The organism is Stella humosa (assembly GCF_006738645.1).
GTDB classification, from domain to species: domain Bacteria; phylum Pseudomonadota; class Alphaproteobacteria; order ATCC43930; family Allostellaceae; genus Allostella; species Allostella humosa.
Genome location: NZ_AP019700.1, coordinates 5121034 through 5143465, shown reverse-complemented (window position 1 = coordinate 5143465; position 22432 = coordinate 5121034). Strand labels below are relative to the sequence as shown.

The window sequence follows — 22432 nt, the reverse complement described above, 5'->3', positions numbered from 1 at the left end:
CCTAACCAGCCAGCATCTTGAATCAGAAACCTACCGCCCAGGGAATCCCCATCCGATTCAGGCCCCCAGATTCATGCTCTAGATTCTTGCCGCGATCGTCTACTTCCAGGCGACGCCGGTCACGTCGTTGGCCTGGATCGGGCTGTTCACCCAGACGCCGGTCAGGTTGCGGTTCCACACGCCGAGCTTGGGCAGCTGGAAGAGGAAAGCGTTGACCGCGTCCTCGGCCAGGATGCGCTGGGCGTCGCCGAACAGCCGGGCGCGCACGCCCTCGTCGGCGGCGGCATCGATGGCCGCCATCACCGCCTTGAAGCGGTCGCTCGAATAGCCGAAGTAGTAATCGTCGCGGGCATAGACATCGATGTCCATCGGCTCGGTGTGCGAGACGATGGAGAGGTCGAAGTCGCGCCCGCGGAACACCGCCGACAGCCACTGCGCCCATTCGACGGGCTCGATCTTCACCCGGATGCCGGCCTGGGCCAGTTGCGAAGCGACGATCTCGCCGCCGCGCCGGGCATAGGCGGGCGGCGGCAGCTTCAGCGTCGCTTCGATGCCGTTGGGGAAGCCCGCTTCCGCCAGCAGCGCCTTGGCGCGGGCGACATCGTGCGGATAGGTGCCGGTCAGGTCGACATAGGCCGCGTTGGCGGGCGAGAAATGGCTGCCGATCGGCGTGCCGAAGCCCTGCATGGCGCCGTCGATGATGGCCTTGCGGTCGATCACGTGGCTGATGGCGCGGCGCACGCGGACATCGTCGAACGGCTTCTTGCGGTTGTTGATGGCGAGCACGGTCTCGCCTTCGGTCTGGCCGGCCTGGACGGTGAAGCGCCCGTCCGCGCGCAGCCGGCCCAGCGATTCCGCCGCACCGATGTTGGGCCACAGGTCGACGTCGCCGGCCAGCAGCGAGGCCACCTGGGCCGATGGGTCGCCGATGAAGCGGAAGGTCACCTGCTTCAGCGGGGTCCGGGCGACATTGCGATGGGCGTCGTTGCGCACCAGCACCACCCGGTCGCCCTTGCCCCAGCGCTCGAAGCGGAAGGGGCCGGTGCCGATCGGCGTCGCCTTGTTGGCCTCGGCCGTCTTGGCCGACACGATGACCGCGTCGCCGGAGCCCATGTTGAAGAGGAAATAGCCGTCGCGCCGGGTCAGCACGACGACGACGCGGGCCGGGTCCGGCGTCTCGATGCGGTCGATGGCGGCGAAGTAGCGCTTCTGCGCATTCACCGAATCGGCGCCGCGCGCGCGATCCCAGGAGAATTTCACGTCGGCCGCCGTGAAGGGGCTGCCGTCATGGAAGGCGACACCCGTCAGCAGCTCGAAGGTGTAGGTCAGCCCGTCCGGCGACACCGTCCAACTGCGCGCGAGCTGCGGTTGTACCTTGCCGTCCTGGTCGATCCGCACCAGCCCCTCGAACAGGTTGGCGTAGGTGACCTCGTCGATGGCGGCAGCCGCTCCCGCGGTCGGGTCGAGATGCGGCGGCTCCAGCCCCATGCCGATGGTCAGGCGGTCCTTCGGCTGGGCGAAGGCGGGCGGGGGGGCGGCCAGGGCCAGCACGGCCATGGTGAGTACGCCCAGGGCTGCGGCAAACAGGCGGGTGACGCGCATCGGGGTCCGGCCTCCAGTGGAGCGAATAAGGGTGCAGGATATCAGGCATCGGTCCAGCCCGGAACGATCTCCGGCGATTGCGCGTCGCAGCGAACGGCACGACGTGCTAATCAGAAACGACTCCTCCGCACAGATCCGGGTCCAGAACCGATGATCCGACGCCTTCTCCCGCTTGTCCTGCCGCTGGCGATCGCCGCCTGTGCGGCGCCCTCCGGGAAAGAGATGTATCCGACGACCGGCACCGCGCTGGCCCCCACCGGCGCCATGCTGGACTGGGAGGCCGCGCCCGAGCCCGTCGATCTGCCCGATCCCGCCGCCACCCGCGACGCCCCGCGCGGCCCGCCGCCCCTGCCGACCGAGCCGCTGCCGCCGTCGCGTCGCCTGGGCATGGCGCCGGGCATGGGCCTCGGCAACGAGACCGGCCGCTTCGACGATCCGCTCGGGCCGTTGCCCGGCACCACGGTCCGGCGCGGCTTCTAGCCACCGCGCCGAGCCCACTCCCCCCGCCGCCTACCGGGCGGGCGGGCTCCAGTCGAAATCCTGGTCGAGCGGGAAGAGCGGCCGCACGACGTTGCGGAACTCGAAATTGTCGAGGTTGGGCGAGGTCAGGCCGGGTACGTCGGCCTCGATCACCTGCGCGGGCTGGAAGTATTTCAGGAACCCGGCGCGGAAATGGCCGCGCGACTTGACGACGACGGTGCGTGCTTCCGTCACCGACACGCCCAGATTCTCGAAATAGCCGGGGTCGATCGTCTGCTGCCGCCGCGAGATGACGGCCACGGTCAGCGTGCCGACGCGCAGCACCGCGGACGGGCCGAGGTCGACCGTCATGCCGGCGCGCGACCCGCCCTCCTGGCCGACGAAGACGCCGTCCGACAGGCCGACGACGGTGGCCTGGGCCGAGAAGGGCTCCGACCGCTCGTCTTCCTCGTCGCGGTTGAAATGGGCATCGAAGCGCGCGCCGACGCCGAGCCGGTGCGCCTCGGCCGCCAGCGGCGCGTCGAACAGGTGGCCCAGGATCACGCCCTCGGCCTTGGCCGAATACAGCGCCTTCAGCAGCCAGACGGTGTTGCCGCGCCCGCCACCGCCCGGATTGTCGGCCACGTCGGCGATGATCGCGGCCGGCAGCGACGGGTCGGCCGCGCGGGCCAGCGCGCCCTGCACGCAATCCTCGAGCGCGGTCAGCCTCGGCACGAAGCGGTGGCGGTCGGCCCAGGTGCGCGCCGCCAGCTCGGCGCACAGTTCCTTCGCGCGGGCCTCGTCGCCGCGGGTCGTGACGATGAAGGCCATGCCGTTGTAGGGCGTGTCGCCATAGGTGAAGCCACCCAGGATCGAGACGTTGAGAACGGTGTCGTCCAGCTTGGTCTGGCCGTAGCGGATGATGTCGGCATAGGGACCGGACGCCGTAAGCTGCGTTACCTGCGGGGCCATGATCGGCAGGCGGATGAAGGCATGCGCCGTCTTCATCCCCGCCAGCAGGTCGCGCATGGCGCGCGCGCATTCCTGGCCGCGCTCGGCCTGGTCGACATGGGGGTTGGTCAGGTAGCCCGCGATGTAGTCGGTGGTCTCCACCATCTCGTCCGAGACCATGGCGTGCAGGTCGAGGATGGTAACGATCGGCACCTTCGGCCCGACGATGGCGCGCGCCACGGCATAGAGCTCGCCATCCGGATCGTGGCTGCCGGTCGAGATCGAGGCGCCGTGCTCGGCGAAATAGACCCCGTCCAGGGGCATCGCCGCCTCCAGCCCGCGGCGCATCTCCTCCTTCAGTTCCAGGAAGAGGGCGTGGTCGAGCGGGCCGGCGGCGCCGGCGTCGGCCAGGATGATCGGCAGCGGCGTCCAGGGGCCGGTCGCATCCATCTCGCGCACGAACCCGACGGCGCCGCCGGTCACGCGCGGGTGCGGCGCGCGCGCGTCGTCGATCAGCGCCTGGCCGCTGGTGATGCGCAGGTCGGCGCGGTGGACGACGGGCGCCCAGCGGTTGCCTTCATGGTGCAGGCCGAGGACGGCGATGCGGGGGGCGGACATGGTGGTTCCTTTGGTCGGGCAGGGGCTATCGGGTCGCGGTAGCGGGCCAGTGTCAGTTGGCGGGGGTCAGTTGGCGGGAGTCAGTTGGGCGGCGTCCAGTCGGCATCCATGTCGAGCGGGTAGATCGGCCGGGGCACGCTGCGGAAGTCGAAATTGCCGAGGTTGGGCGAGGTCAGGCCGGGCACATCGGCCTCGATCACCTGCTCGGGCTGGAACAGGCGCAGGAAACCGGCGCGGAAATGCCCGCGCGACTTGACGATGACGGTGCGCGCCGCCGTCAGCGGCACGCCGACATGCTCAATATAGCCGGGATCGATGCATTGCTGGCGCCGCGTGATGACGATGACGGTGACGTTGCCCACCTGCAGTGCCGCGGTCGGGCCCAGGTCGACCATGGTGCCGGCGGCACTGCCGTCGACTGCGCCCGGGAAGACGCCGTCCGACAGGCCGACCACGGTCGCTTGCGCCTGGAACGGGCGCGACAGCGGCTGGGTCTCGTCGCGATTGAAGTGCGCCGTGAAGGTGGCGCCGCTGCCCAGCCGGTGCGCCTCGGCCGCCAACGGCGGGTCGGTGAAGACGCCCAGCACGACCCCCTCGGCCCCTGAAGCATGCAGCGCCTCCAGCAGCCAGGTGGTGTTGCCGCGCGCACCGCCGCCCGGATTGTCGGCGACGTCGGCAATGCAGATCGGCGCCAGCGTGCGGTCGCGGCCGACGGCGACGGCGCGGGCGACGCATTCGTCGAGCCCGGTCAGCTTGGGCAGGAAGCGCTCGCGGTAGCGCCACACGCGGCCTGCCAGCTCCTTGCAGACATCGCGCGCGCGGGCGGCGTCGCCGCGCGTGGTGACGATGAAGGCCATGCCCTGGTCGGGCGTGTCGCCGTAGGTGAAGCCGCCCAGGATGGAGACGTTCATCACCGTCTCGTCGACCTTGGTCTGGCCATAGGCGATGATCTCGGCATAGGGGCCGGCGGCCGTCAGCTGCGACACCTGCGGGGCCATCAGCGGCAGGCGGATGAAATGGTGCTCGGTCTTCAGCCCGGCCAGCAGCTCGCGCATCGCCATCGCCGCCTCGCGCCCGCGGGCCGACTGGTCGGTGTGCGGGTTGGTGCGATAGGCCACCAGCAGGTCGGTCGACTGGACCATACGGTCGGACACGTTGGCATGCAGGTCGAGCGTGGCCACGATCGGCACGCCCGGTCCGACGATGTCGCGCGCCATCTGGAACAGCTCGCCGTCCGGGTCCAGCTCCTCGGTCGTGATCGAGGCGCCGTGCTGCGGGAAGTAGACGCCGTCGACCGGCATGGCGGCCTCCAGTTGCCGGCGCATCTCATCCCGCACGCGGACGTACCAGCCATGCTCGATGGCGCCGGCCGCACCGCAGTCGAGATAAGTGATCGGCACCGGCGTCCACGGGCCGGTCACGTTCATCGCCCGCACGAACCCCCACAGCCCGCCCATCGACCGCGGCCGGGCGGCATTCGCATCGGCCCACATCTCGGCTCCGTCGAGCTGGCCCCACTCGCGTGTATCGGCCTCATTGAGCGGCGGCGCGAACCGGCTGCCTTCATGGTGAATACCCAGGATGGCGATGCGGGGATTGGCGGCATTCGGGCTGGCAGGGGGCATGGGCGGCTTTCACGGGACTGGGGCAGGCGTGGCGAAGACGAGCGCGCGGGGCCGCGTCGATGCTGTTCTGCCGGGATGGAATTGGATGCTAGGATAACCCCAATGACAAACGCGGTCGCAAGCCTGTTGCCGCATTCCCGCCACGCTATGTCGACGGCGAGCAAGGCGGGCCGGAACCATCCGCTCGGAAATGCGATTCTGGGAACTGTGTGCACGCTTTACGCGGCATGATCTCGCGCGCGATCGAGGACGGGCCGCGATCCAATCAAAACGCGAGGAAGGGACACGCCATGGCCAAGAACACGATCTGCGTCTGGTATGACAAGGATGCCGAGGCGGCTGCCCGGTTCTACGCCGCGACCTTTCCCGACAGCACGGTGACGGCCGTCCGCCGCGCGCCCGCCGACTACCCGTCCGGCAAGAAGGGCGACGTGCTGACGGTTGAATTCACCGTGGCCGGCATCCCCTGCATCGGCCTGAATGGCGGCACGGCGTTCAAGCACAGCGAGGCCTTCTCGTTCCAGATCGCCACCGACGACCAGGAAGAGACCGACCGCTACTGGAACGCCATCGTCGGCAATGGCGGACGGGAGAGCGCCTGCGGCTGGTGCAAGGACAAGTGGGGCATCTCCTGGCAGATCACGCCACGCGTCCTGAGCGAGGCGATGGCGGCCGGCGGCGACGAGGCGAGGCGCGCGTTCGAGGCCATGATGGGGATGCGCAAGATCGACGTGGCCGCGATCGAGGCGGCACGGCGCGGCTGATCGACCGCGCCGGCCGGTTCCTGCGGGCCTCAGTCCGCGTCCAGCCCGAGGTCGAGCGCCGGCGCGCTGTGGGTGATCCAGCCGGCGGAGATGATGTCGACGCCGCTGGCGGCGATGGCGCCGATGGTGGCGGCCGTGATCCGGCCCGACGCCTCGGACGTCGCCCGGCCCGCGATCAATGCCACCGCCTGGCGCAGCAGGTCCGGGCCCATGTTGTCCAGCAGCACGGCGTCCGGCCCCTCCGCCAGCGCCTCTGCCAGCTGGTCGAGGTCGTCGACTTCCACTTCGACCTTCACCATGTGGCCGACGGCCTGGCGCGCGCGCCGCACCGCCTCGGCGACGCTGCCGGCAACAGCGATGTGGTTGTCCTTGATCAGCACGCCGTCATCCAGCCCGAAGCGGTGGCTGACGCCGCCGCCCGCGCGCACGGCATGCTTCTCCAGCGCGCGCAGGCCGGGCGTCGTCTTGCGGGTGCAGGTGATGCGGGCGGCATGGGGCCGGGCGGCCGCGACCAGGCCGGCCGTGGCCGTGGCGATGCCCGACAGGTGGCAAAGGAAGTTGAGGGCGACGCGCTCGGCCGTGATCACCGCGCGGGCCGGGCCATCCAGCCGCATCACCGCGTCGCCTGGCCCAACCGCCTCGCCGTCCGGCCGCTCGATCGCGATGCGCACGGACGGGTCGACCAGGCGGATCGCGATGGCCGCCGTCTCGATGCCGGCCACCACTCCCGGCTGGCGCGCGACGATGGCGCCCTGGAAGCGGGCATCGGGCGGCACCACCGCCACGGTGGTGATGTCGCCGGCGCGGCCCAGATCCTCGACCAGGGCCGCGCGCACCAGGGGTTCCACCAGCAGGGCGGGCAGCGGCTCGATACCGAAGGGGGCGGTGCCGAAGGGGGCGCGGCCGAAGGACGTGGGGCCGAAGGGCGCGGGCATCAGCGGACCTCCAGCATGCGCTCGACCGAGCGGCGGGCGCGGGCGGCCACGTCGGGGGCAATCTCCACGGCGTGCGTCATCGTCTCCAGGCTGGCGCGCACCTTGGCAAGGTCGATGCGCTTCATGTGCGGGCAGAGGTTGCAGGCGCGCACCAGTTCCACGTCCGGCACCTCGGCCGCCACATTGTCGCTCATCGAGCATTCGGTCAGCAGCAGGACGCGCGGCGGGCGCTTGGATTTCACCCAGTCGGTCATCTGCGCGGTCGAGCCCACGAAGTCGGCCGCCGCCAGCACGTCGGGCGGGCATTCGGGATGGGCGATGACGTCGAGCTTGCCATACTCGCGGCGGACGCGGGCGATGTCCTCGGCGGTGAAGCGCTCATGCACCTCGCAGTGGCCGTGCCAGGCGATGATGCGCTTGGCCGTGCGCCCGGCGACCCAGCTTGCCAAGTACTCGTCAGGCAGGAAGATCACGGAATCGCCCGGTAAGGAGTCGACGATCTTCTCGGCATTGCCGGACGTGCAGCAGATGTCGGCCTCGGCCTTCACCTCGGCCGAGGTGTTGACATAGACGGCGACCGGCACCCCCGGGTGGCGCTGGCGCATCAGCCGCACGTCGGCCGCCGTGATCGAATCGGCCAGCGAGCAGCCGGCCGCCGGGTCGGGGATCAGCACGGTCTTGCCCGGGTTCAGGATCTTCGCCGTCTCGGCCATGAAATGGACGCCGCAGAGCACGATGACGCTGGCTTGCGTGCGGGCGGCCTCGCGCGCCAGGGCCAGCGAGTCGCCGACGATGTCGGCGATGCCGTGATAGATGTCGGGCGTCTGGTAGTTGTGGGCCAGGATGACCGCGTCGCGCTCGCGCTTCAGGCGCAGGATGGCGTCGATGTCGGATTCCACCTCGTGCCATTCGGCATCGGGGATGATGCCGTCCAGCCGTCGCCGCGCCGCTGCCAGCCGCCCCGCGTCCGAAACGCGCTCCGCCACCAAATCCATCGCACCCTCCTTATACTCGATATGAGTATTTCAGATGCTTATTCTATGACTGAGTATAAGGGTGTCAACGCAGAATATTTCAGGATGGCGTGAGGTGGCCGGGGCTAGGCAGGCGGGCGGGAGCGCGGCAGGCGCAGGCCGGGCGCCGGGCGCTCCTGCAGGACCTCGGGCCGGAAGCGCAGCAGGCGGGCGGGGCGGCCACCGGTTTCGGCCGCCATGGCGCCCGTCTCCTCCACCAGGCCCTGCTGCTCCACCAGGCGGCGGAAGTTCGGCTTGTGCAGGCGGATGCCGGCCAGCCCCTCCACCGTCTGCTGGAGCTGCAGGAAGGTGAAGCTGGGCGGCATCAGTTCGAAGACGATCGGGCGGTACTTGATCTTGCCGCGCAGGCGGCCGATCGCGGTGGCCAGGATGCGGCGATGGTCGGCGATCATCGCCTCGCCCCAGGGCAGGGTTTCGGCGGCTTCCGTGCGACACGCCTCGGCCACCAAGCCTGCCTCGTACAGCAGTTCGTAGCGCTCGAGCACGCGGTCCTCGATCCAGCCGTCGCCGTCCAGGCCGAAGGTGGCGGCCAGCCGGGCCCGACGCAGCCGGCGCTCGGTTGCGTCGGCCGCGCTATCGGCCCAGGCGGCGAGACGGGTCTCCAGCGCGTCCAGGCCGGGCGGTCGGCCGTCGCGCCGGTCCTCCCACGGGAAATGGCGATACCAGCCCTGCCAGGCGGCATCCACGCTGCCGGCTGGCCGCGCCTCGCGCACCAGCGCCAGGTAGCCGATGGAAAGGGCGCGCCCATCGGCCGCCCGGTCGCGGTCGCCGAAGGTGTAGAGCTGCTCGACATGGCCTAGCTGCTGGCGCGTCTGGTCCTCGACCCAGCGTCGCAGCCCGGCCTCCAGGGTTCGGTGGGCGGCCTCCAGCGGGCCGGATGGCAGGCCCGCCGGCCCGCCCTTGCGCCGGCGGACGGCCAGCACCGATGGCCCGGCGGGCGAGGCCGCGACGATGGCCGCGCTCAGCTCGACCGTCACCCGGTCGCGACGGGAGGTCCTGGATGGTGGCGCTGGCTGTTCGGGCGGCAAGGTCACGGGGGGAAGGCCACTCGTCTCCGTCGTCGCATGGCTCGGGCCGACGCGACTGCGGGCGGCCGATCCCGTCTTTTCTATCCTAAGCCGCGCTCGATTTCAGGATCGTGGTGGCCGCGAGGGGATCGGCGGCCGGTCGCGGGCCCGGGTCGCGCCCGCCGGCAAAGGCGACCAGGGCTGCCACCCGCTCGCCGATCGAAGGGTGGGTGGCGGTCAGCCGCTGGAAGAAGCCGGTCGCGGCCCCGTCGTCGATGAACATGGCGCGCAGATCGTCGGGCACGCCCGCCACCGCCGACCGGCCCTCGATCTTGCGCAGGGCCGCGATCATGGCGTCGGGGTCGCGGGTCAGCTCGACCGCGCCGGCATCCGCCATGAACTCCCGCCGGCGCGACAGGGCGAAGCGGATGGCGACCGCCAGCATGCGCGCGGCGAAGATGCAGGCGACCGCGATCAGCACCAGGACGATGGCGGCACCTGCATTGCCCTTGCGGCTGCTGGAACTGGAGCCGCCGGAACCGCTGCCGCCCGAACTGCCGCTGCGGCTGCGGGTGCCGCCGGTCGGGCCGGTCGGCACGTGCCGCCAGCCGCGGCTGACCAGGTCGGCCAGCAGCGAGATGATGCCGACGAAGACGGTCGCCACCATCAGCATGCGGACGTCGCCATGGCGGATATGGCTCAGCTCATGGGCCAGCACCGCCTCGACCTCCGCCTCGTCGAGGGCGGTCAGGAGGCCGCGGGTGACGACGATCACCTGCTGGGCCTGGGTGACGCCGGCGGCATAGGCGTTGAGTGCGTCGGTCTCGATGATGCCGAGCCGCGGCATCGGCAGGCCGCGGGCGATGCACAGAGTCTCCAGCAGGGCATGCAGCCGCGGCTCGTCGCGCCGGGTCACCATGCGCGCGCCCGTCATCGCCGTCACCAGCCGGGCATTGGCGAACCAGGCGACCGCAAACCAGGCGAGTGCGGCCGCCACCGCGATCGGCGCCAGCACCGGCAGCCGGCGGCCGGCGGCCGCCAGCCCCTCGGCGACGCTGGGGCTGCTGCCGGCCTCGATGAGCAGGGCGATGGCATAGGCGATCAGCAGCAGCAGCAGCGGGAACCCCGCCAGCAGCAGGATCGACCTGGCCGCGTTGTTCCACAGGTGGGTTTTCAGTCCGATCGTGCCGATCATGGCTGGCCTCCCGTCCGGCTCGGCCGGCGGTCAGAACGCGACCTTGGGCGCGGTCTCCACCTGCCGTCGCTCGTCCGCCCCCAGCTCGAAGAAGGTGCGCGCACGGAAGCCGGCGATGCCGGCGAAGAAGACGGCCGGGATCTGCTCGATCGCCGCATTGAACTCCGACACCGCATTGTTGAAGAAGCGGCGGGCCGCCGCGATGCGGTTCTCCAGGTCCGACAGGTCGCGCTGCAACTCCAGGAAGTTGGTCGCGGCCTTCAGGTCGGGGTAGGATTCGGCCAGCGCGAACATCCGGCCGAGCGCGCCCGACAGTGCTGCCTCGGCCTGTCCGGCCTCGGCCGGGCCATGGGCGGCGACAGCGGCGTTGCGGGCGGCCACCACCTGTTCCAGCGTCTGGCGCTCATGCCCGGCATAGCCCTTCACCGTCTCCACCAGGTTGGGGACCAGGTCGTGGCGCTGCTTCAGCTGCACATCGACGTCGGCCCAGGCCTGGTTGGTGGTCTGCCGCAGGGCGACGAGCCGGTTGTAGACGACGACCACATAGAGGATGACGAGAACGACTGCGCCCAGAACGATCCATTCCATCGGAACCCCACCCTGCCACGATGCGCGACAATAGCCCTTGCGCGTGGCCTTGGTCGCACCTGCTGCGTGGGTGGTTCACTCGTGGGGATGGATTGGCTGGGGCGCCAGGATTCGAACCTGGGAATGGCGGAATCAAAATCCGCTGCCTTACCACTTGGCTACGCCCCAACGATCGCCGTTCGGCGGGTCGGCCGGCAAACTAGTCGGCCGTCGCGGCGGGGGCAAGGGCGGCACGTGGTATGCTATGCGCAAGCACAGTTCCGCCATGTCGCTCCCGGGTGTCCAGATGTCGCTCGCCGCCGAACCCGCCCTCGTCCTCCTCTCCGGCGGCCAGGATTCCGCCACCTGCCTCGCTTGGGCGCTCGACCGCTTCGGGCGGGTGGAGACGGTGGGGTTCGACTATGGCCAGCGCCACCGGGTGGAACTCGACTGCCGGCCGCGCCTGCGCGACGGCTTCGCTGGCCTCAATCCCGCCTGGGCCGCCCGGCTGGGCGACGACCATCTGCTCGACCTGACGACGCTGGGCCGCATCAGCGAGACGGCACTGACCCGCGAGGCCGAGATCACGGTGAACGCGGCCGGCCTGCCCAGCACCTTCGTGCCGGGCCGCAACCTGCTGTTCTTCACCTATGCGGCAGCACTCGCCTATCGCCGCGGCATTCGCCACCTGGTGGGCGGCATGTGCGAAACCGACTATTCCGGCTATCCCGACTGTCGCGACGACACGCTGAAGGCATTGCAGGTGGCGCTCACGCTCGGCATGGACCGGCGGGTCACGCTCCACACGCCGCTGATGTGGCGCGACAAGGCGGCGACCTGGCGCCTGGCCGAGGGGCTGGGCGGGCCGGCCCTGGTCGAGGCGATCGTCGAGGAAACGGTGAGCTGCTACCTGGGCGACCGCACGCAGCGCCATGACTGGGGCTATGGCTGCGGCGGGTGCCCGGCCTGCGACCTGCGACGGTCGGGCTGGATCGCCTATCGCGCCGGGGGCGCCACCGCCCCGGCCCTGTAGGCGCCGCTCAGTCGAAGCGCGCTTCCTCCAGCCGGCGGACGAGCGCGCGCAGGGCGGCGTGCGGCCGGTCGAGGCCGATCGCCCGGGCTGCCCCGTCCAGGTGCTCGACGGCGGCGGTCAGCAGGTCGGCACCCGGCCAGTTGGGCAGATCCCAGACGGCCTTGGCCTGCTCGGTCGTGGTGCCGAGGATCAGCACGACCACGGCGACCGCCACGGCGATACCGGCCTTGCCGGCGCTGCGGACCGGGCTGTTGCGGGTGAAGAGATCGGGTACCGAACCGGGCGGCGGGTCGGCGGCCTCTAGCCAGGGCTGGCGCATCGGGCTCCTTCCTCAGAAGCGGAAATAGATGAAGGGGGCGACACCGTCTGGCCCGGCCGCGTCGATCGCGACCAGGCAGACGCCGGCCGCCAGACCGAAGGCCCAGGCGGGCCAGCCGGCCAGGGCCCGCTCCACCTGGCTGAGCCAGCCGGCGGGCAGCCAGTGCAGCGCCAGGCCCAGCGCGATCAGCCCGACGGCGAAGGGCGTCGCCCGCCCGGCACTCCAGCCGCCGCCGAAAAGACCCGCGAAGACCTGGCCCGCCGCAGCGACATCGGGGCTGCGGAAAAGCACCCAGCCGGCGCAGACGACGTGGAAGACGATCACTGCCGCCAGGACGCCGCGCCAGCCCTCCGCCCCCTTCCAGCCGATCAGCCGCTCCAGCGCCAGGACCAGCCCGTGCAGCAGGCCCCACAGCACGAACGTCCACGCGGCCCCGTGCCACAGTCCGCCCAGCAGCATGACGATGAGAAGGTTTGCCATCGTCCGCCGCGGCCCGCGCCGGTTGCCGCCCAGCGGCCGGTAGAGATAGTCGCGCAGGAAGCTGGAGAGCGAGATGTGCCAGCGCCGCCAGAACTCCGCCAGCGAGCGGGCACGGTAAGGCTGGTCGAAATTGCGCGGGAAGTGAAAGCCGAGCAGGGCGGCGACGCCGATGGCGATGTCCGAATAGGCCGAGAAGTCGCAGTAGATCTGGATCGCGTAGCCATAGGTCGCCAGCCACAGGTCAAGCGCGCCATGGGCGGCCGGATCGGCAAAGACCGGGTCGACGAGCCCGGTCGCCAGGCCGTTGGCGATGACCATCTTCTTGAACAGCCCGCCCAGGATCAGCAGCCCGGCCATCACCAGCGGCACCCGGTCGCGCGACAAGGGTGCTGCCAGCTGCGGCAGGAAGTTGGCCGCGCGCACGATCGGGCCGGCCACCAGGTGCGGGAAGAACGAGATGTAGAGGAAGACGTCGAGCGGGTCGCGCGCCGCCCGGGCGTCGCCGCGGGCCACGTCGACGACGTAGGAGATGCCCTGGAAGGTGAAGAACGAGATGCCGACCGGCAGCACGATCTCCAGCAGCGGCAGGGGCAGGTCGATGCCGTGGCCGCCGGCCAGCGCCAGCAGCTCCGGCACGAAGAAGGCATAGTACTTGAAGAAGCCCAGCGTCAGCAGGTGCAGGCCGACCGAAGCGGCGGTGACGGCCCGGTGTCCCTGGCCCGGCGGCAGCCTGTCCAGCAGCCGGCCGGCGATCCATGAATTGCCGGCGCTGAAGGCCAGCAGCAGCAGGAAGCGCGGGTCCCAGCAGGCATAGAAGAACCAGCTCGCCGCCAGCAGCATCGCCTTGTCGAGGCGCGGCCAGGCCACCAGCCGCCAATGCAGGGCGAACACGACGCAGAAGAAGACCAGGAACTGCGTCGTGGGGAACAGCATGGGCGGCGGCGGCCGGTCTCGGGCGGTCTGGTCAGGAGGTCTTGCGACGCCGCGCGTAGCCGTCGGTCAGGAAGCGGGCGAACTGGTCGGCCGCCTCCACATAGCCATCGGCCGTGAAGTGGACGTGGTCGGCCTGGGCCAGGGGCGGTGTCCGCTTCGTCATGGCGTCGACCCCGCAGGCGCCCCGCGTCAGCTTCGACCAGTCCCAGTAGGCGACGCCCAGCTCGGCGGCCGCCTGGCGCAGGGCGGCCTTCACCGGGGCCAGGCTCGGCGGTTCCTGCCAGCGGCAGCCGACCGGCTTGCGGCCGCGGGCGGGGGCGGGCGCGCGACTGGGCACTGCCGAATCGGGCGGGCCGACGATCAGGATCGAGGCGCGGGGAACGGCCCGGCGCAGCGCATCCACCCGCTCTGTCACCAGCGCGCGGTAGCGGCTCTCGGAGAAGTCGGCCGCGAAGGCCTCGTTGGTGCCGAAGGCCAGCACGATCAGGGCGGGGTCGCGTCGCCGCAACTCGGCCGCCAGGATCTCCGGCTCGACATGGGACAGCATGGCAAGCTGGGCGCCGTTCACCCCATGGTTCTCGACCAGCAGGCCGCGCCCGCGGGTCAGCCGCCAGCCGATCAGCTCCACCGGGCCGCCGGTCGTTTCGATGCTCACCTCGGTCGTGCCGCGCGGGAGGTCGGCCACCAGGGCGACCGTGCCATCGCCGGCGGTCGCGACCGATCCGAGCACACAACCGTTGGCCGAGACCCGCAGCCCGCCGCCGTCCGGCAGGCGCACGACCGATGCCGTCAACCGGTCGAAGCCGGCGGGCTCGGTTGCCGCGGCGACCAAGGTCGATCCGGCCTCCTCGGCACGCAGGCGATAGAAGCTGAGGCCGAACGGGCCGGGCGTGGTCGGGCGCAGGCTGTTGACACCGGCCCAGTTGCCGGCCTGCTGCACCTCGGCCAGGGGATTGCGATAGGCGCGATGGGTGGCCCGCCCCGGGATCGCCCCCGGCCCGGCCGACCCGAAGCGGGCCTGCAGCTTCTCGCGCACGCGGCCGGCGAAGAAGTGGCCGGCCATGTGGCTGTCGCCCAGGATCAGGACGGAAACCGGCTCGCTCGTTTGCCGTCGCTCCAGCATGGTCAGCGCGTCGTAGAAGCTCCCCAGGGGCTCGCGGCCGTAGGTCGGCCGGGCGGCGGCCGGCCGGGCCGGTGCCAGCGGCTCCAGCCGCAGCGGGTCCGCCCGGCCGGTGCCGCACGGGCCGCCGCCGACGGCAGCGACCGTGCCGGTGGCCGTCGGGGCGATCGTCGCCGACTCGCTGCTGCTGCAGCCTCCCAGGGTGACGAGGGCGGCCATGACGGCCGCCACGGCCCGGGCTCTGCGGGCGATGGCCTTCGATCGGATCATGCAGGGTGGTATTGTTTCGGACGGGCGGGACCGGGTGTCCAGCCGAAACTGAGGGGGGCCATGGTCGTCAGCCGCAGACGGGCGCTGGGTGCGCTCGCCATCTCCATCGCCGCCGCGCTGGTGTCCATCCGGGCTGGTGCGGCCTGGTCCGCCGAGGTCGAAGCCCCCCAGCGCCCCCTGCGCGTGGCCGTGATCGGCGACTCGCTTGCCCAGGGCCTGGGCAGTTCCCTGTCGGTGAAGGCGCGGCAGGTGGGCCAGATGACCGTGGTCGCTGCCGGCGTGCAGTCGACAGGCTTCACCCGCTATCACGACCTGAACTGGAAGACGAAGCTCGAGGGCATGGTCGCCGAGCGCCGCCTCGACGCGGTGGTGATGTGGATGGGGCTGAACGATTTCCGCGCGATCGTCGATCCCGACACGCGGCGGCGGCACGACTTCAATACCGCCGACTGGGCGCGCCTCTATGCCACCCGCATCGACGAACTGATCGACGTCGCCAAGGCGGCGCGCATCCCGGTCTACTGGGTGGCGCTGCCGGTGCTCCGCGACGAGACGAACAATCGCGGCATGCAGGCGATCAACCAGTTGCAGCAGGAGCGGGTGGCGGCCCGGGGCGAGCACTGGATCGCGATCGCCTCGGCCATCGCGGCCCCCGATGGCGCCTATATGGCCTACCTGCCTGACGCCGGCCGGGGGCCGCGCCGGCTGCGGGCCGATGACGGCGCCCATTTCGCCGAGATCGGCTACCGCATGGTGGCCGACCTCGTGCTGGACCGGATCGCGGCCACCCGGCCGCCGGCGGAGCCCTGACGGCTCCGGCTATTCGCGGCGGCGGAAGATCATGCCGCCATGATGCAGCACGCCGTCGATGAACGTGCCATCGGCGGTGAAGCCGGTATCGTCCCAATAGTCGATGTGGTTGCCGCGCACCGCGTAGCGGCCGCGATAGGCGCTTTCCCGGCTGCCGCGCGCCTCGTCGTAGCGGCCGTTGGGCAGCAGGTGGTGGCGGATGTGGCCGTCGGCTGTCACCCACATGCCGGCATAGGGGTGGCTTGCGGTCTCGGCGGCGGGCGGCGTGGTGGTCATCTGGGCAACGCTCTGCTGCGCGGGTGAAACGGCGGCACCCAGAAGGAGGGCGGCGACGGCGAGCTTCCGGATCGTTCTCATCGCGTGGCATCCGGGTGCTGGCCGTCGGGTGAAGTCTGGCCGTCGGGGGCGCTGGCGCGTTCGGCCAACAGCGCGGACAGGGCCTGCGAAGCGGCGATCGCCCGGGGAAAGCCCGCCGGCACCGTCACCATGTAGATGATCTCCTTCAGTTCGTCGGCGGAGACGCCGATGTTGAGGGCGTAGCCGGCATGGACCTTCATGAAGGTGGTCTCGCCGATCGCGGCGAACGCGGCCACGGCCGCAAGCTGGCGGGTCCGGCCGTCGAGGCCCGGCCTTGACCACACCTCACCCAGCGCATAGCCCTGGGTCGCATCGGCCAGGAATGGGAATTCCTGGCGCATGCGCTCCAGCGTGGGTTGCGGCAGGCCGTTGTTCAGGCTCCGGACGACGGCATCGCCGCGCCGGAGACGCTCCTCCGTCGTCTGCGAGGCGGCCGGGACTGGCCCGGCGGCAACGGCCGCCAGGAGCATGGCGCCGGTCGTGGGAATTCGGATGTTCATCGCTTCCTCCCTAGCGGCTGGCTGTCGGTCGGACGACGATCTCGCTGACGTCGACATCGTCCGGCTGCGCAATGGCGAAATGCACGGCGCGGCCGATGGCATCCGGCTGCAATGCGACGGCGCGATAGGATTGCATGGCCGCGGCGGCCTCCGGGTCGGTGATCGTGTCGGCGAGTTCGCTCTCGACCACGCCCGGATGGATGCAGGTGACGCGGATGCGATCGTTCTCCTGCCGCAGCCCCTCGGAGATCGCGCGCACCGCATGCTTGGTCGCGCAGTAGACGGCCGCCGTCGGCACGACCGACAGCGCGCCGATCGACGCGATGTTGATGACATGGCCGGCGCCGCGGGCCGTCATATCGGGCAGCACGGCCGCGATGCCGTAGAGTACGCCCTTGACGTTGACGTCGACCATGCGGTCCCACTCTTCGACCTTCAGCACGGCCATCCGGGACAGCGGCATGACGCCGGCATTGTTGACGAGCACGTCGACCCGGCCCCAGGCCTGCCGGGCCGCCTCGGCAAAGGCGGCGACATCGGCGCGGTCGGTCACGTCCAGGCGGCGCGTCAACGCCTGCCCGCCCAGCGCGTTGATCTCGGCGGCCAGCGTCTCCAGCCGATCGGTGCGGCGGGCGCCCAGCATCAGCCTGGCGCCGGCTCGACCCAGTTCACGGGCAATGCCCGCGCCGATGCCGCTGGAGGCACCGGTGATGAGGATGACCTTGTCGAGGGACATGCTCCGAATCTCCCGTCTTGCGTTGATCGTTGCCCGCAAGATGGGTCTGGGTCATTGTCGTGATAAGCCGACTATTTGTTTACGACCTGGAAAGTATATCTAACCAATGGAGCCCGATCTCAACGCGCTCGCGGTCTTCGTTCTGGTGGCCGAGGAGCGGAGCTTCCGCGCTGCGGCCGACCGGCTCGGCGTCACGCGGTCGGCTGTCAGCCAGACGATCCGGCGGCTGGAAGAGCGGGTGGGAATAGCGCTCGTCCAGCGCACCACGCGCAGCGTCAGCCTGACCGAGGCGGGCGCGCGCCTGCATGCCGAGGCGGCGCCCGCCATCGCCGACATGCGGGCCGCCGTCGAGGCGACCGGAAATCTGCTCGGCCAGCCGCGCGGGCAGCTGCGGCTGGCCGTCTCGTCCATCGCCGAGCGCTTTCTGGCAGGCCCGTTCCTGGCGGGGTTCGTCGCGGCCAACCCGGGCATCCAGCTCGACGTCACCGTGACCGACGAGGCCTTCGACATCGTGGCCGAGGGGTACGATGCGGGCGTTCGCCTGGGCGAGGTGATCGAGCAGGACATGATCGCGGTCCCCGTCGCCGGAGCGGAGCGGCAGCTTGCCGTCTGCGCGCCGGCCTATCGCAACCGGATGGGCGTGCCCGCCCACCCGCGCGAGCTGCCCGGCCACCGCTGCATCGGTTGGCGCCCGGCCCCCAGGGTCGCGCCCTATCGCTGGGAGTTCGCCGAGCACGGCCGGGAATTCAGCGTGCATGTCGCGCCGGCAGTCACGACGAACGACATGGCATTGATGATCAAGCTGGCCGTGGCGGGCGCGGGCATCACCTTCGGCATGGAAGAGAGCTTCCGCCCGGCCATCGACCAGGGCGAACTCGTGCCGGTCCTGGAAGCGTTCTGTCCCCACTTCGCCGGCTTCTATCTCTTCTACCCCAGCCGTCGGAACCTGGCACCGAAGCTGGCGGCGCTGGTCGAGTATCTGCGGCGCTCGCGCTGACAGCCCGCTGAACAAAGAAAAGGCCGCGGATTGCGCCGCGGCCAAGGTCAAGGAGGGAGATCTCGTCGGGAGGCGGCCGGCCCGAGCGGCCGGGGGGAACCGCTCGGAGGCGAGGGGGAGCGCCTGGTGCCGGCCGTAGAGGCTTAGCGGCCGAGCTTCTGGTCGGCGTCGACCGACTGGCCGAACTTGCCGTCGTCGAGGTTGCGGCCGTACTTGCCCTCGTCCATGTTGCGGCCGTACTTGCCTTCGTCGGCATTCGCGCCGAACTTGCCCTCGTCGGCGTTGGCGCCGAACTTGCCCTCGTCGAGCAACTGGCCGTACTTGCCGTCATCCTGGTTCATGCCGAACTTGCCGGCATCGAGCGACAGGGGGGAAGCGACGGCACCGAAGGCGATCAGCGAAGCGATGGCAGCGGCGGAAATGAGCTTGGTCATGGGAACCTCCTGGTCAATCTGGCCGGCTGGCCAATCTAGGTGGGCGACCCGGTCCATCCCCGCGCCGTCCTCATGACCAGAAGGTAGTCCCCGACCCGCGCCGGGGCGAATCACGCTCGCTCACTCCACGGTGACCGGCCGATGACCGTTCCGTGATCAGCCGCCACGGCGCTGGCCGGCCGCCTGCCGGAACCAGTCATAGGTTTCCACCAGCCCCCGGCGAAGATCGTAGCGCGGTTGCCAGCCGAGACCGGCCAGCAGGCTGCTGTCGAGCCGGCGATGCGGTGCGCCGTCCGGCTTGCTCGCGTCGAAGCGCAATTCGCCCCGATAGCCCACGACCTCGGCGATAATGCCGGCCAGCTCCCCGATCGAGATATCGGAGCCGGTGCCGACATTGACGTGGCTGTCGTCAGAATAGTGCTGCAGCAAGTGGATGCAGGCATCCGCGCAGTCGTCGACATGCAGGAATTCGCGGCGCGGCCGGCCGCTGCCCCAGATCTCGACCGGGCCGCCATGCTCCGCCGCAGCCGCGAACTTGCGCATCAGGGCGGGCACGACATGGCTGCTGGCGAGGTCGAAGTTGTCGCCCGGGCCGTAGAGGTTGGTCGGCATGGCCGAGATGAAGTCGCAGCCATGCTGCCGGCGATAGGCCTGGCACAGCTTGATGCCGGCGATCTTGGCGATCGCGTACCACTCGTTGGTCGGCTCCAGCGGCCCGGTCAGCAACGCATCCTCGCGCGTCGGCACGGGCGCGGTGCGCGGATAGATGCATGTCGACCCGAGCGACAGCAGCTTGGTCACGCCGGCCCGCCAGGATGCGTCGACGACATTCTGGGCGATGGCGATGTTGTCGTAGAGGAAGTCGACCGGCCGGGAATCATTGGCGAGGATGCCGCCCACCGTGCCGGCGGCGAGGATCACGGCATCGGGGCGCGTCTCGGCCAGCCAGCGCTCGACCGGCTCCTGCCGGCGCAGGTCTAGCGTATCGCGGCCGACCGTCAGGACCTCGCAACCCGTGCCTTGCAGGCGGCGGACGAGCGCGCTGCCGACCATCCCGCGATGGCCGGCAACCCAGACGCGCCGCCCGGCCAACCGGTAGGGCAGCTCAGCTATGGCCGCCATCCCGTCCGGCGCCGATCCGCGCCAGGTCGGACTGCACCATCTCCTGCACCAGCTCCTTGAACTTGATCTTGGGCTCCCAACCCAGCCGCTCGCGCGCCTTGCTGGCGTCGCCGATCAGGCGCGGCACCTCGGTCGGGCGGAAATAGCCGGGGTCGATGCGCACCAGGGTGCGGCCGGTGGCGGCATCGAGGCCGGTCTCCTCGACGCCAGAGCCCTTCCACTCGATGCGGGTGCCGACCTCGGCGAAGGCCGCCTCGACGAAGCCGCGGACGCTGTTCTCCTCGCCGGTCGCCAGCACATAGTCGTCCGGCGTCGGCTGCTGCAGCATCCGCCACATCCCCTCGACATAGTCGCGTGCATGGCCCCAGTCGCGGATGGCGTCGAGGTTGCCGAGATAGAGCGCATCCTGGCGGCCGGTGGCGATGGCGGCGACGGCGCGGGTGATCTTGCGGGTGACGAAGGTCTCGCCGCGAGTCGGGCTCTCATGGTTGAAAAGGATGCCGTTCGAGGCGTGCAGGCCCCAGGCCTCGCGATAGTTCACGGTGATCCAATAGGCGTACAGCTTGGCCACGCCATAGGGGCTGCGCGGGCGGAACGGCGTCAGCTCGTTCTGCGGCCACACCTGGATGTCGCCATAGAGTTCCGAGGTGGAAGCCTGATAGAATCGGCAATCCTGGGTGCGGCCGAGCAGGCGCACCGCCTCCAGCAGCCGCAGCGTGCCCAGGCCATCGGCGTTGCCGGTATATTCCGGCGTCTCGAAGCTGACGCCGACATGGCTCTGGGCGGCCAGGTTGTAGATTTCGTCCGGGCGGGTTTCCTGCACCAGGCGGATGAGGTTGCTGGAGTCGGTCTGGTCGCCGTAATGCAGGAAGAAGCGAACCCCCGACTCGTGGGGATCACGGTAGAGATGGTCGATTCGCCCGCTGTTGAACGACGACGACCGACGCCGGACGCCATGGACCACATAGCCCTTGGCCAGCAGCAGCTCCGCCAGGTAACCGCCGTCCTGGCCCGTGATGCCCGTGATCAGTGCAATCTTGTCGCCCATGGATCCAACAATGCCCCCCGCTGATGTCCTTCATATAGCACGAGTCGGAATCCTACTCGGTTTCCGGAGGACGGGACGATGACGACCGCCAGCACGGCGACGCAGCTTCTCCTCCGGCTCGATCCGGCGACGCGGGCGCTGGTCGAGGCGGCGGCCGGCACGGTGCGCCTCAGCCCGGCCGACTGGCTCGACCTTCGCGTCATCCAGGGCGCGCGCCAGGCGCTGCCGGTGGAGGTCGACCTGCCGGTCCAGCCGGTCAGGCCCCCGGCCCCACGACCGGCCCCGCGCAGCACCGGCGGCGGCATCGGCAATGTCGGCGCCGCCCTCGAAGGATTGCGCAATATGACCGGGGCGACGGCCGGCCGGATGGGCGGGCGCGTGCGCGGCGCCGCCGGCCGCTTCGGGCCACGCATCGCCCCGCATCTCGACCAGGTGCGCCGGCGCATCGCGTCCCACCCGCTGGTGCATCACCGCGTCCAGGGCCGGCGCACCGTGCTGGTCGGGGCAGCGGCCGTGGTCCTCGTCCTCCTGGCCGGGATCTGGCTCATGCGGCCGTCGGGCGGCGATGGCTCCAGCGGCACCACGGTGCAGATCGCAGGTCAGCCGCCCGCCGCCCAGCAGCAGGCCGCCGGCCGGGCAGCGCCCGGCGTGGCGCCGTCGCTGGGCACGCCCGGCAACTCCACCCTGCCGAACTCCGTTCCGGATTCGGCCGCCGCCCTGGCCGCCGCCACCTTCCGCGAGAAGGCCGAGAAGAACGACCCCACGGCCCAGCACGACCTGGGCGTGCTCTATGCCGACGGCCGCGGCGTGCCGCGCGACTATGCCGCCGCCGCCAAGTGGTTCGGCCGCGCGGCCGCCTCGGGCATGGCCAATGCCCAGTTCAACCTGGCGGTCCTGACCGAGCGCGGCCTGGGCGTCGCCGCCAACCTGCCGGAGGCCGCCCGCCTCTATCGCGCCGCGGCCGAGCAGGGGCATCCCGGCGCGCAGTACAATCTGGGCATCGTCCTGGCCGAGGGCCGCGGCCTGCCGCAGGACTATCCGGCGGCCGCTACCTGGTTCCGCCGCGCCGCCGACCAGGGCTTTGCCAAGGCCGCCTACAATCTGGGCGTGCTGCACGAGCGCGGCCTGACGGGCGCGGTCGATGACCTGGAGGCCTATCGCTGGTACGCCCGCGCGCTGGAATCCGGCGATGGCGACGCCAAGGAGCGGATGGAGCAGATCGCCCGGCGCCTGCCGCCGCAGGACCTGAACCAGGCCCGCCAGCGCCCGATCGGCAGCGCCGACCCGGCCCTGGTGGCCGACCTGCAGCGCCTGTTGACCGCGCGCGGCTACAAGCCGGGGGCGGCCGACGGCAGCTTCGGCGAGCGCACCGCCGATGCCATCCGCCGTTTCCAGCGCGACGAGGGCATCGCCCAGGACGGGCTGGCGACGCCGGAACTGCTCCGCCGGCTGGAGGCGCCGTCGCCGCGCTGAGCGCCATGACATAAAGATATCTTTATTTCTTGTTGCGTCGCGC

23 protein-coding genes and 1 tRNA gene are annotated in these 22432 nt (G+C 70.6%); 6 read left to right on the top strand and 18 right to left on the bottom strand.

Features of this window, described 5'->3' with window-relative positions:
- Window positions 1–99 precede the first annotated feature (99 nt).
- Window positions 100–1602 (bottom strand): ABC transporter substrate-binding protein, encoded by a 1503-nt coding sequence (locus STVA_RS24075; protein ID WP_123692829.1) that lies wholly within the window; start codon window positions 1600–1602, stop codon window positions 100–102.
- Window positions 1603–1752: 150 nt separating this feature from the next.
- Between STVA_RS24075 and STVA_RS24070 the strand changes: the two genes are divergently transcribed.
- Window positions 1753–2082, top strand: a complete 330-nt coding sequence (locus STVA_RS24070) for a hypothetical protein (protein WP_142235872.1) — start codon at window positions 1753–1755, stop codon at window positions 2080–2082.
- Window positions 2083–2112: 30 nt separating this feature from the next.
- On the opposite strand, the gene STVA_RS24065 is transcribed toward STVA_RS24070, so the two are convergent.
- Window positions 2113–3630 carry a M81 family metallopeptidase gene (locus STVA_RS24065; protein ID WP_123692826.1) on the bottom strand — a complete coding sequence of 506 codons (1518 nt, stop codon included), beginning with the start codon at window positions 3628–3630 and terminating at the stop codon, window positions 2113–2115.
- A gap of 80 nt (window positions 3631–3710) precedes the next feature.
- Complete coding sequence (locus STVA_RS24060) at window positions 3711–5255, bottom strand: M81 family metallopeptidase (RefSeq protein ID WP_123692824.1); 1545 nt, start codon at window positions 5253–5255, stop codon at window positions 3711–3713.
- Between the two features lie 290 nt (window positions 5256–5545).
- On the opposite strand from STVA_RS24060, the gene STVA_RS24055 reads away from it, so the two are divergent.
- Window positions 5546–6019 (top strand): VOC family protein, encoded by a 474-nt coding sequence (locus STVA_RS24055; protein WP_123692822.1) that lies wholly within the window; start codon window positions 5546–5548, stop codon window positions 6017–6019.
- 29 nt (window positions 6020–6048) lie between these two features.
- Here STVA_RS24055 and nadC read toward each other — a convergent pair whose 3' ends face one another.
- The 6 genes from nadC to STVA_RS24025 form a co-directional block, all read right to left on the bottom strand.
- A complete protein-coding gene (gene nadC / locus STVA_RS24050) occupies window positions 6049–6954 on the bottom strand; it encodes a carboxylating nicotinate-nucleotide diphosphorylase (RefSeq protein ID WP_123692820.1) in 906 nt (301 codons plus the stop codon).
- A complete protein-coding gene (nadA, locus tag STVA_RS24045; RefSeq protein ID WP_123692818.1) occupies window positions 6954–7949 on the bottom strand; it encodes a quinolinate synthase NadA in 996 nt (331 codons plus the stop codon). The genes nadC and nadA overlap by 1 nt, the downstream gene beginning before the upstream one ends.
- 104 nt (window positions 7950–8053) lie before the next feature.
- Window positions 8054–8965 (bottom strand): NUDIX hydrolase, encoded by a 912-nt coding sequence (locus STVA_RS24040; RefSeq protein WP_179955421.1) that lies wholly within the window; start codon window positions 8963–8965, stop codon window positions 8054–8056.
- 136 nt (window positions 8966–9101) lie between these two features.
- On the bottom strand, window positions 9102–10190 hold the full coding sequence (locus STVA_RS24035) for a M48 family metallopeptidase (RefSeq protein ID WP_123692816.1): 1089 nt from the start codon (window positions 10188–10190) through the stop codon (window positions 9102–9104).
- Window positions 10191–10220: 30 nt separating this feature from the next.
- Complete coding sequence (locus tag STVA_RS24030; RefSeq protein ID WP_123692814.1) at window positions 10221–10778, bottom strand: LemA family protein; 558 nt, start codon at window positions 10776–10778, stop codon at window positions 10221–10223.
- 93 nt (window positions 10779–10871) lie between these two features.
- A tRNA-Gln gene (locus STVA_RS24025) sits at window positions 10872–10946 on the bottom strand.
- Window positions 10947–11043: 97 nt separating this feature from the next.
- Between STVA_RS24025 and queC the strand changes: the two genes are divergently transcribed.
- The gene (queC, locus tag STVA_RS24020; protein WP_179955420.1) at window positions 11044–11790 is read left to right on the top strand and encodes a 7-cyano-7-deazaguanine synthase QueC; all 747 of its coding nucleotides are present in this window, start codon (window positions 11044–11046) and stop codon (window positions 11788–11790) included.
- 7 nt (window positions 11791–11797) lie between these two features.
- Here the strand turns inward: queC and STVA_RS24015 are convergent, their stop codons facing one another.
- From STVA_RS24015 to STVA_RS24005, 3 genes are read right to left on the bottom strand one after another with little or no spacing between them, the layout of a single operon-like run.
- Window positions 11798–12109, bottom strand: a complete 312-nt coding sequence (locus STVA_RS24015) for a hypothetical protein (protein WP_123692812.1) — start codon at window positions 12107–12109, stop codon at window positions 11798–11800.
- Window positions 12110–12121: 12 nt separating this feature from the next.
- The gene (locus STVA_RS24010; protein WP_123692810.1) at window positions 12122–13522 is read right to left on the bottom strand and encodes an MBOAT family O-acyltransferase; all 1401 of its coding nucleotides are present in this window, start codon (window positions 13520–13522) and stop codon (window positions 12122–12124) included.
- Window positions 13523–13553: 31 nt separating this feature from the next.
- A complete protein-coding gene (locus STVA_RS24005) occupies window positions 13554–14912 on the bottom strand; it encodes a GDSL-type esterase/lipase family protein (protein WP_123692808.1) in 1359 nt (452 codons plus the stop codon).
- Between the two features lie 60 nt (window positions 14913–14972).
- On the opposite strand from STVA_RS24005, the gene STVA_RS27795 reads away from it, so the two are divergent.
- Window positions 14973–15722, top strand: a complete 750-nt coding sequence (locus STVA_RS27795) for an SGNH/GDSL hydrolase family protein (protein ID WP_170216606.1) — start codon at window positions 14973–14975, stop codon at window positions 15720–15722.
- Between the two features lie 9 nt (window positions 15723–15731).
- On the opposite strand, the gene STVA_RS23995 is transcribed toward STVA_RS27795, so the two are convergent.
- Genes STVA_RS23995 through STVA_RS23985 form a run of 3 tightly spaced genes read right to left on the bottom strand, consistent with a single transcriptional unit; the run spans window position 15732 to window position 17315 of the window.
- Complete coding sequence (locus STVA_RS23995) at window positions 15732–16079, bottom strand: Atu4866 domain-containing protein (RefSeq protein ID WP_170216605.1); 348 nt, start codon at window positions 16077–16079, stop codon at window positions 15732–15734.
- Window positions 16076–16579, bottom strand: a complete 504-nt coding sequence (locus STVA_RS23990) for a carboxymuconolactone decarboxylase family protein (protein WP_123692804.1) — start codon at window positions 16577–16579, stop codon at window positions 16076–16078. The genes STVA_RS23995 and STVA_RS23990 overlap by 4 nt, the downstream gene beginning before the upstream one ends.
- 10 nt (window positions 16580–16589) lie before the next feature.
- The gene (locus STVA_RS23985; RefSeq protein WP_123692802.1) at window positions 16590–17315 is read right to left on the bottom strand and encodes an SDR family oxidoreductase; all 726 of its coding nucleotides are present in this window, start codon (window positions 17313–17315) and stop codon (window positions 16590–16592) included.
- 106 nt (window positions 17316–17421) lie between these two features.
- Here STVA_RS23985 and STVA_RS23980 point away from each other — a divergent pair, with 106 nt between their 5' ends.
- Complete coding sequence (locus STVA_RS23980) at window positions 17422–18312, top strand: LysR family transcriptional regulator (protein ID WP_123692800.1); 891 nt, start codon at window positions 17422–17424, stop codon at window positions 18310–18312.
- Window positions 18313–18455: 143 nt separating this feature from the next.
- On the opposite strand, the gene STVA_RS23975 is transcribed toward STVA_RS23980, so the two are convergent.
- From STVA_RS23975 to gmd, 3 genes are all read right to left on the bottom strand, one after another.
- Window positions 18456–18746, bottom strand: a complete 291-nt coding sequence (locus tag STVA_RS23975) for a hypothetical protein (RefSeq protein ID WP_123692798.1) — start codon at window positions 18744–18746, stop codon at window positions 18456–18458.
- 156 nt (window positions 18747–18902) lie between these two features.
- On the bottom strand, window positions 18903–19868 hold the full coding sequence (locus tag STVA_RS23970; RefSeq protein WP_123692997.1) for a GDP-L-fucose synthase family protein: 966 nt from the start codon (window positions 19866–19868) through the stop codon (window positions 18903–18905).
- Entirely contained in the window at window positions 19852–20916 is a 1065-nt protein-coding gene (gene gmd, locus STVA_RS23965) for a GDP-mannose 4,6-dehydratase (protein WP_179955419.1), read from the bottom strand. The genes STVA_RS23970 and gmd overlap by 17 nt, the downstream gene beginning before the upstream one ends.
- A gap of 78 nt (window positions 20917–20994) precedes the next feature.
- On the opposite strand from gmd, the gene STVA_RS23960 reads away from it, so the two are divergent.
- On the top strand, window positions 20995–22389 hold the full coding sequence (locus tag STVA_RS23960) for an SEL1-like repeat protein (protein ID WP_123692797.1): 1395 nt from the start codon (window positions 20995–20997) through the stop codon (window positions 22387–22389).
- Window positions 22390–22432 lie beyond the last annotated feature (43 nt).

Excerpts from the sequence above, each read along its gene's own strand:
- STVA_RS24075 (WP_123692829.1), bottom strand. The coding sequence starts at position 1,602 with ATGCGCGTCACCCGCCTGTTTGCCGCAGCCCTGGGCGTACTCACCATG.
- STVA_RS24070 (WP_142235872.1), top strand. The coding sequence starts at position 1,753 with ATGATCCGACGCCTTCTCCCGCTTGTCCTGCCGCTGGCGATCGCCGCC.
- STVA_RS24065 (WP_123692826.1), bottom strand. The coding sequence starts at position 3,630 with ATGTCCGCCCCCCGCATCGCCGTCCTCGGCCTGCACCATGAAGGCAAC.
- STVA_RS24060 (WP_123692824.1), bottom strand. The coding sequence starts at position 5,255 with ATGCCCCCTGCCAGCCCGAATGCCGCCAATCCCCGCATCGCCATCCTG.
- STVA_RS24055 (WP_123692822.1), top strand. The coding sequence starts at position 5,546 with ATGGCCAAGAACACGATCTGCGTCTGGTATGACAAGGATGCCGAGGCG.
- nadC (WP_123692820.1), bottom strand. The coding sequence starts at position 6,954 with ATGCCCGCGCCCTTCGGCCCCACGTCCTTCGGCCGCGCCCCCTTCGGC.
- nadA (WP_123692818.1), bottom strand. The coding sequence starts at position 7,949 with ATGGATTTGGTGGCGGAGCGCGTTTCGGACGCGGGGCGGCTGGCAGCG.
- STVA_RS24035 (WP_123692816.1), bottom strand. The coding sequence starts at position 10,190 with ATGATCGGCACGATCGGACTGAAAACCCACCTGTGGAACAACGCGGCC.
- STVA_RS24030 (WP_123692814.1), bottom strand. The coding sequence starts at position 10,778 with ATGGAATGGATCGTTCTGGGCGCAGTCGTTCTCGTCATCCTCTATGTG.
- queC (WP_179955420.1), top strand. The coding sequence starts at position 11,044 with ATGTCGCTCCCGGGTGTCCAGATGTCGCTCGCCGCCGAACCCGCCCTC.
- STVA_RS24015 (WP_123692812.1), bottom strand. The coding sequence starts at position 12,109 with ATGCGCCAGCCCTGGCTAGAGGCCGCCGACCCGCCGCCCGGTTCGGTA.
- STVA_RS24010 (WP_123692810.1), bottom strand. The coding sequence starts at position 13,522 with ATGCTGTTCCCCACGACGCAGTTCCTGGTCTTCTTCTGCGTCGTGTTC.
- STVA_RS24005 (WP_123692808.1), bottom strand. The coding sequence starts at position 14,912 with ATGATCCGATCGAAGGCCATCGCCCGCAGAGCCCGGGCCGTGGCGGCC.
- STVA_RS27795 (WP_170216606.1), top strand. The coding sequence starts at position 14,973 with ATGGTCGTCAGCCGCAGACGGGCGCTGGGTGCGCTCGCCATCTCCATC.
- STVA_RS23995 (WP_170216605.1), bottom strand. The coding sequence starts at position 16,079 with ATGAGAACGATCCGGAAGCTCGCCGTCGCCGCCCTCCTTCTGGGTGCC.
- STVA_RS23990 (WP_123692804.1), bottom strand. The coding sequence starts at position 16,579 with ATGAACATCCGAATTCCCACGACCGGCGCCATGCTCCTGGCGGCCGTT.
- STVA_RS23985 (WP_123692802.1), bottom strand. The coding sequence starts at position 17,315 with ATGTCCCTCGACAAGGTCATCCTCATCACCGGTGCCTCCAGCGGCATC.
- STVA_RS23980 (WP_123692800.1), top strand. The coding sequence starts at position 17,422 with ATGGAGCCCGATCTCAACGCGCTCGCGGTCTTCGTTCTGGTGGCCGAG.
- STVA_RS23975 (WP_123692798.1), bottom strand. The coding sequence starts at position 18,746 with ATGACCAAGCTCATTTCCGCCGCTGCCATCGCTTCGCTGATCGCCTTC.
- STVA_RS23970 (WP_123692997.1), bottom strand. The coding sequence starts at position 19,868 with ATGGCGGCCATAGCTGAGCTGCCCTACCGGTTGGCCGGGCGGCGCGTC.
- gmd (WP_179955419.1), bottom strand. The coding sequence starts at position 20,916 with ATGGGCGACAAGATTGCACTGATCACGGGCATCACGGGCCAGGACGGC.
- STVA_RS23960 (WP_123692797.1), top strand. The coding sequence starts at position 20,995 with ATGACGACCGCCAGCACGGCGACGCAGCTTCTCCTCCGGCTCGATCCG.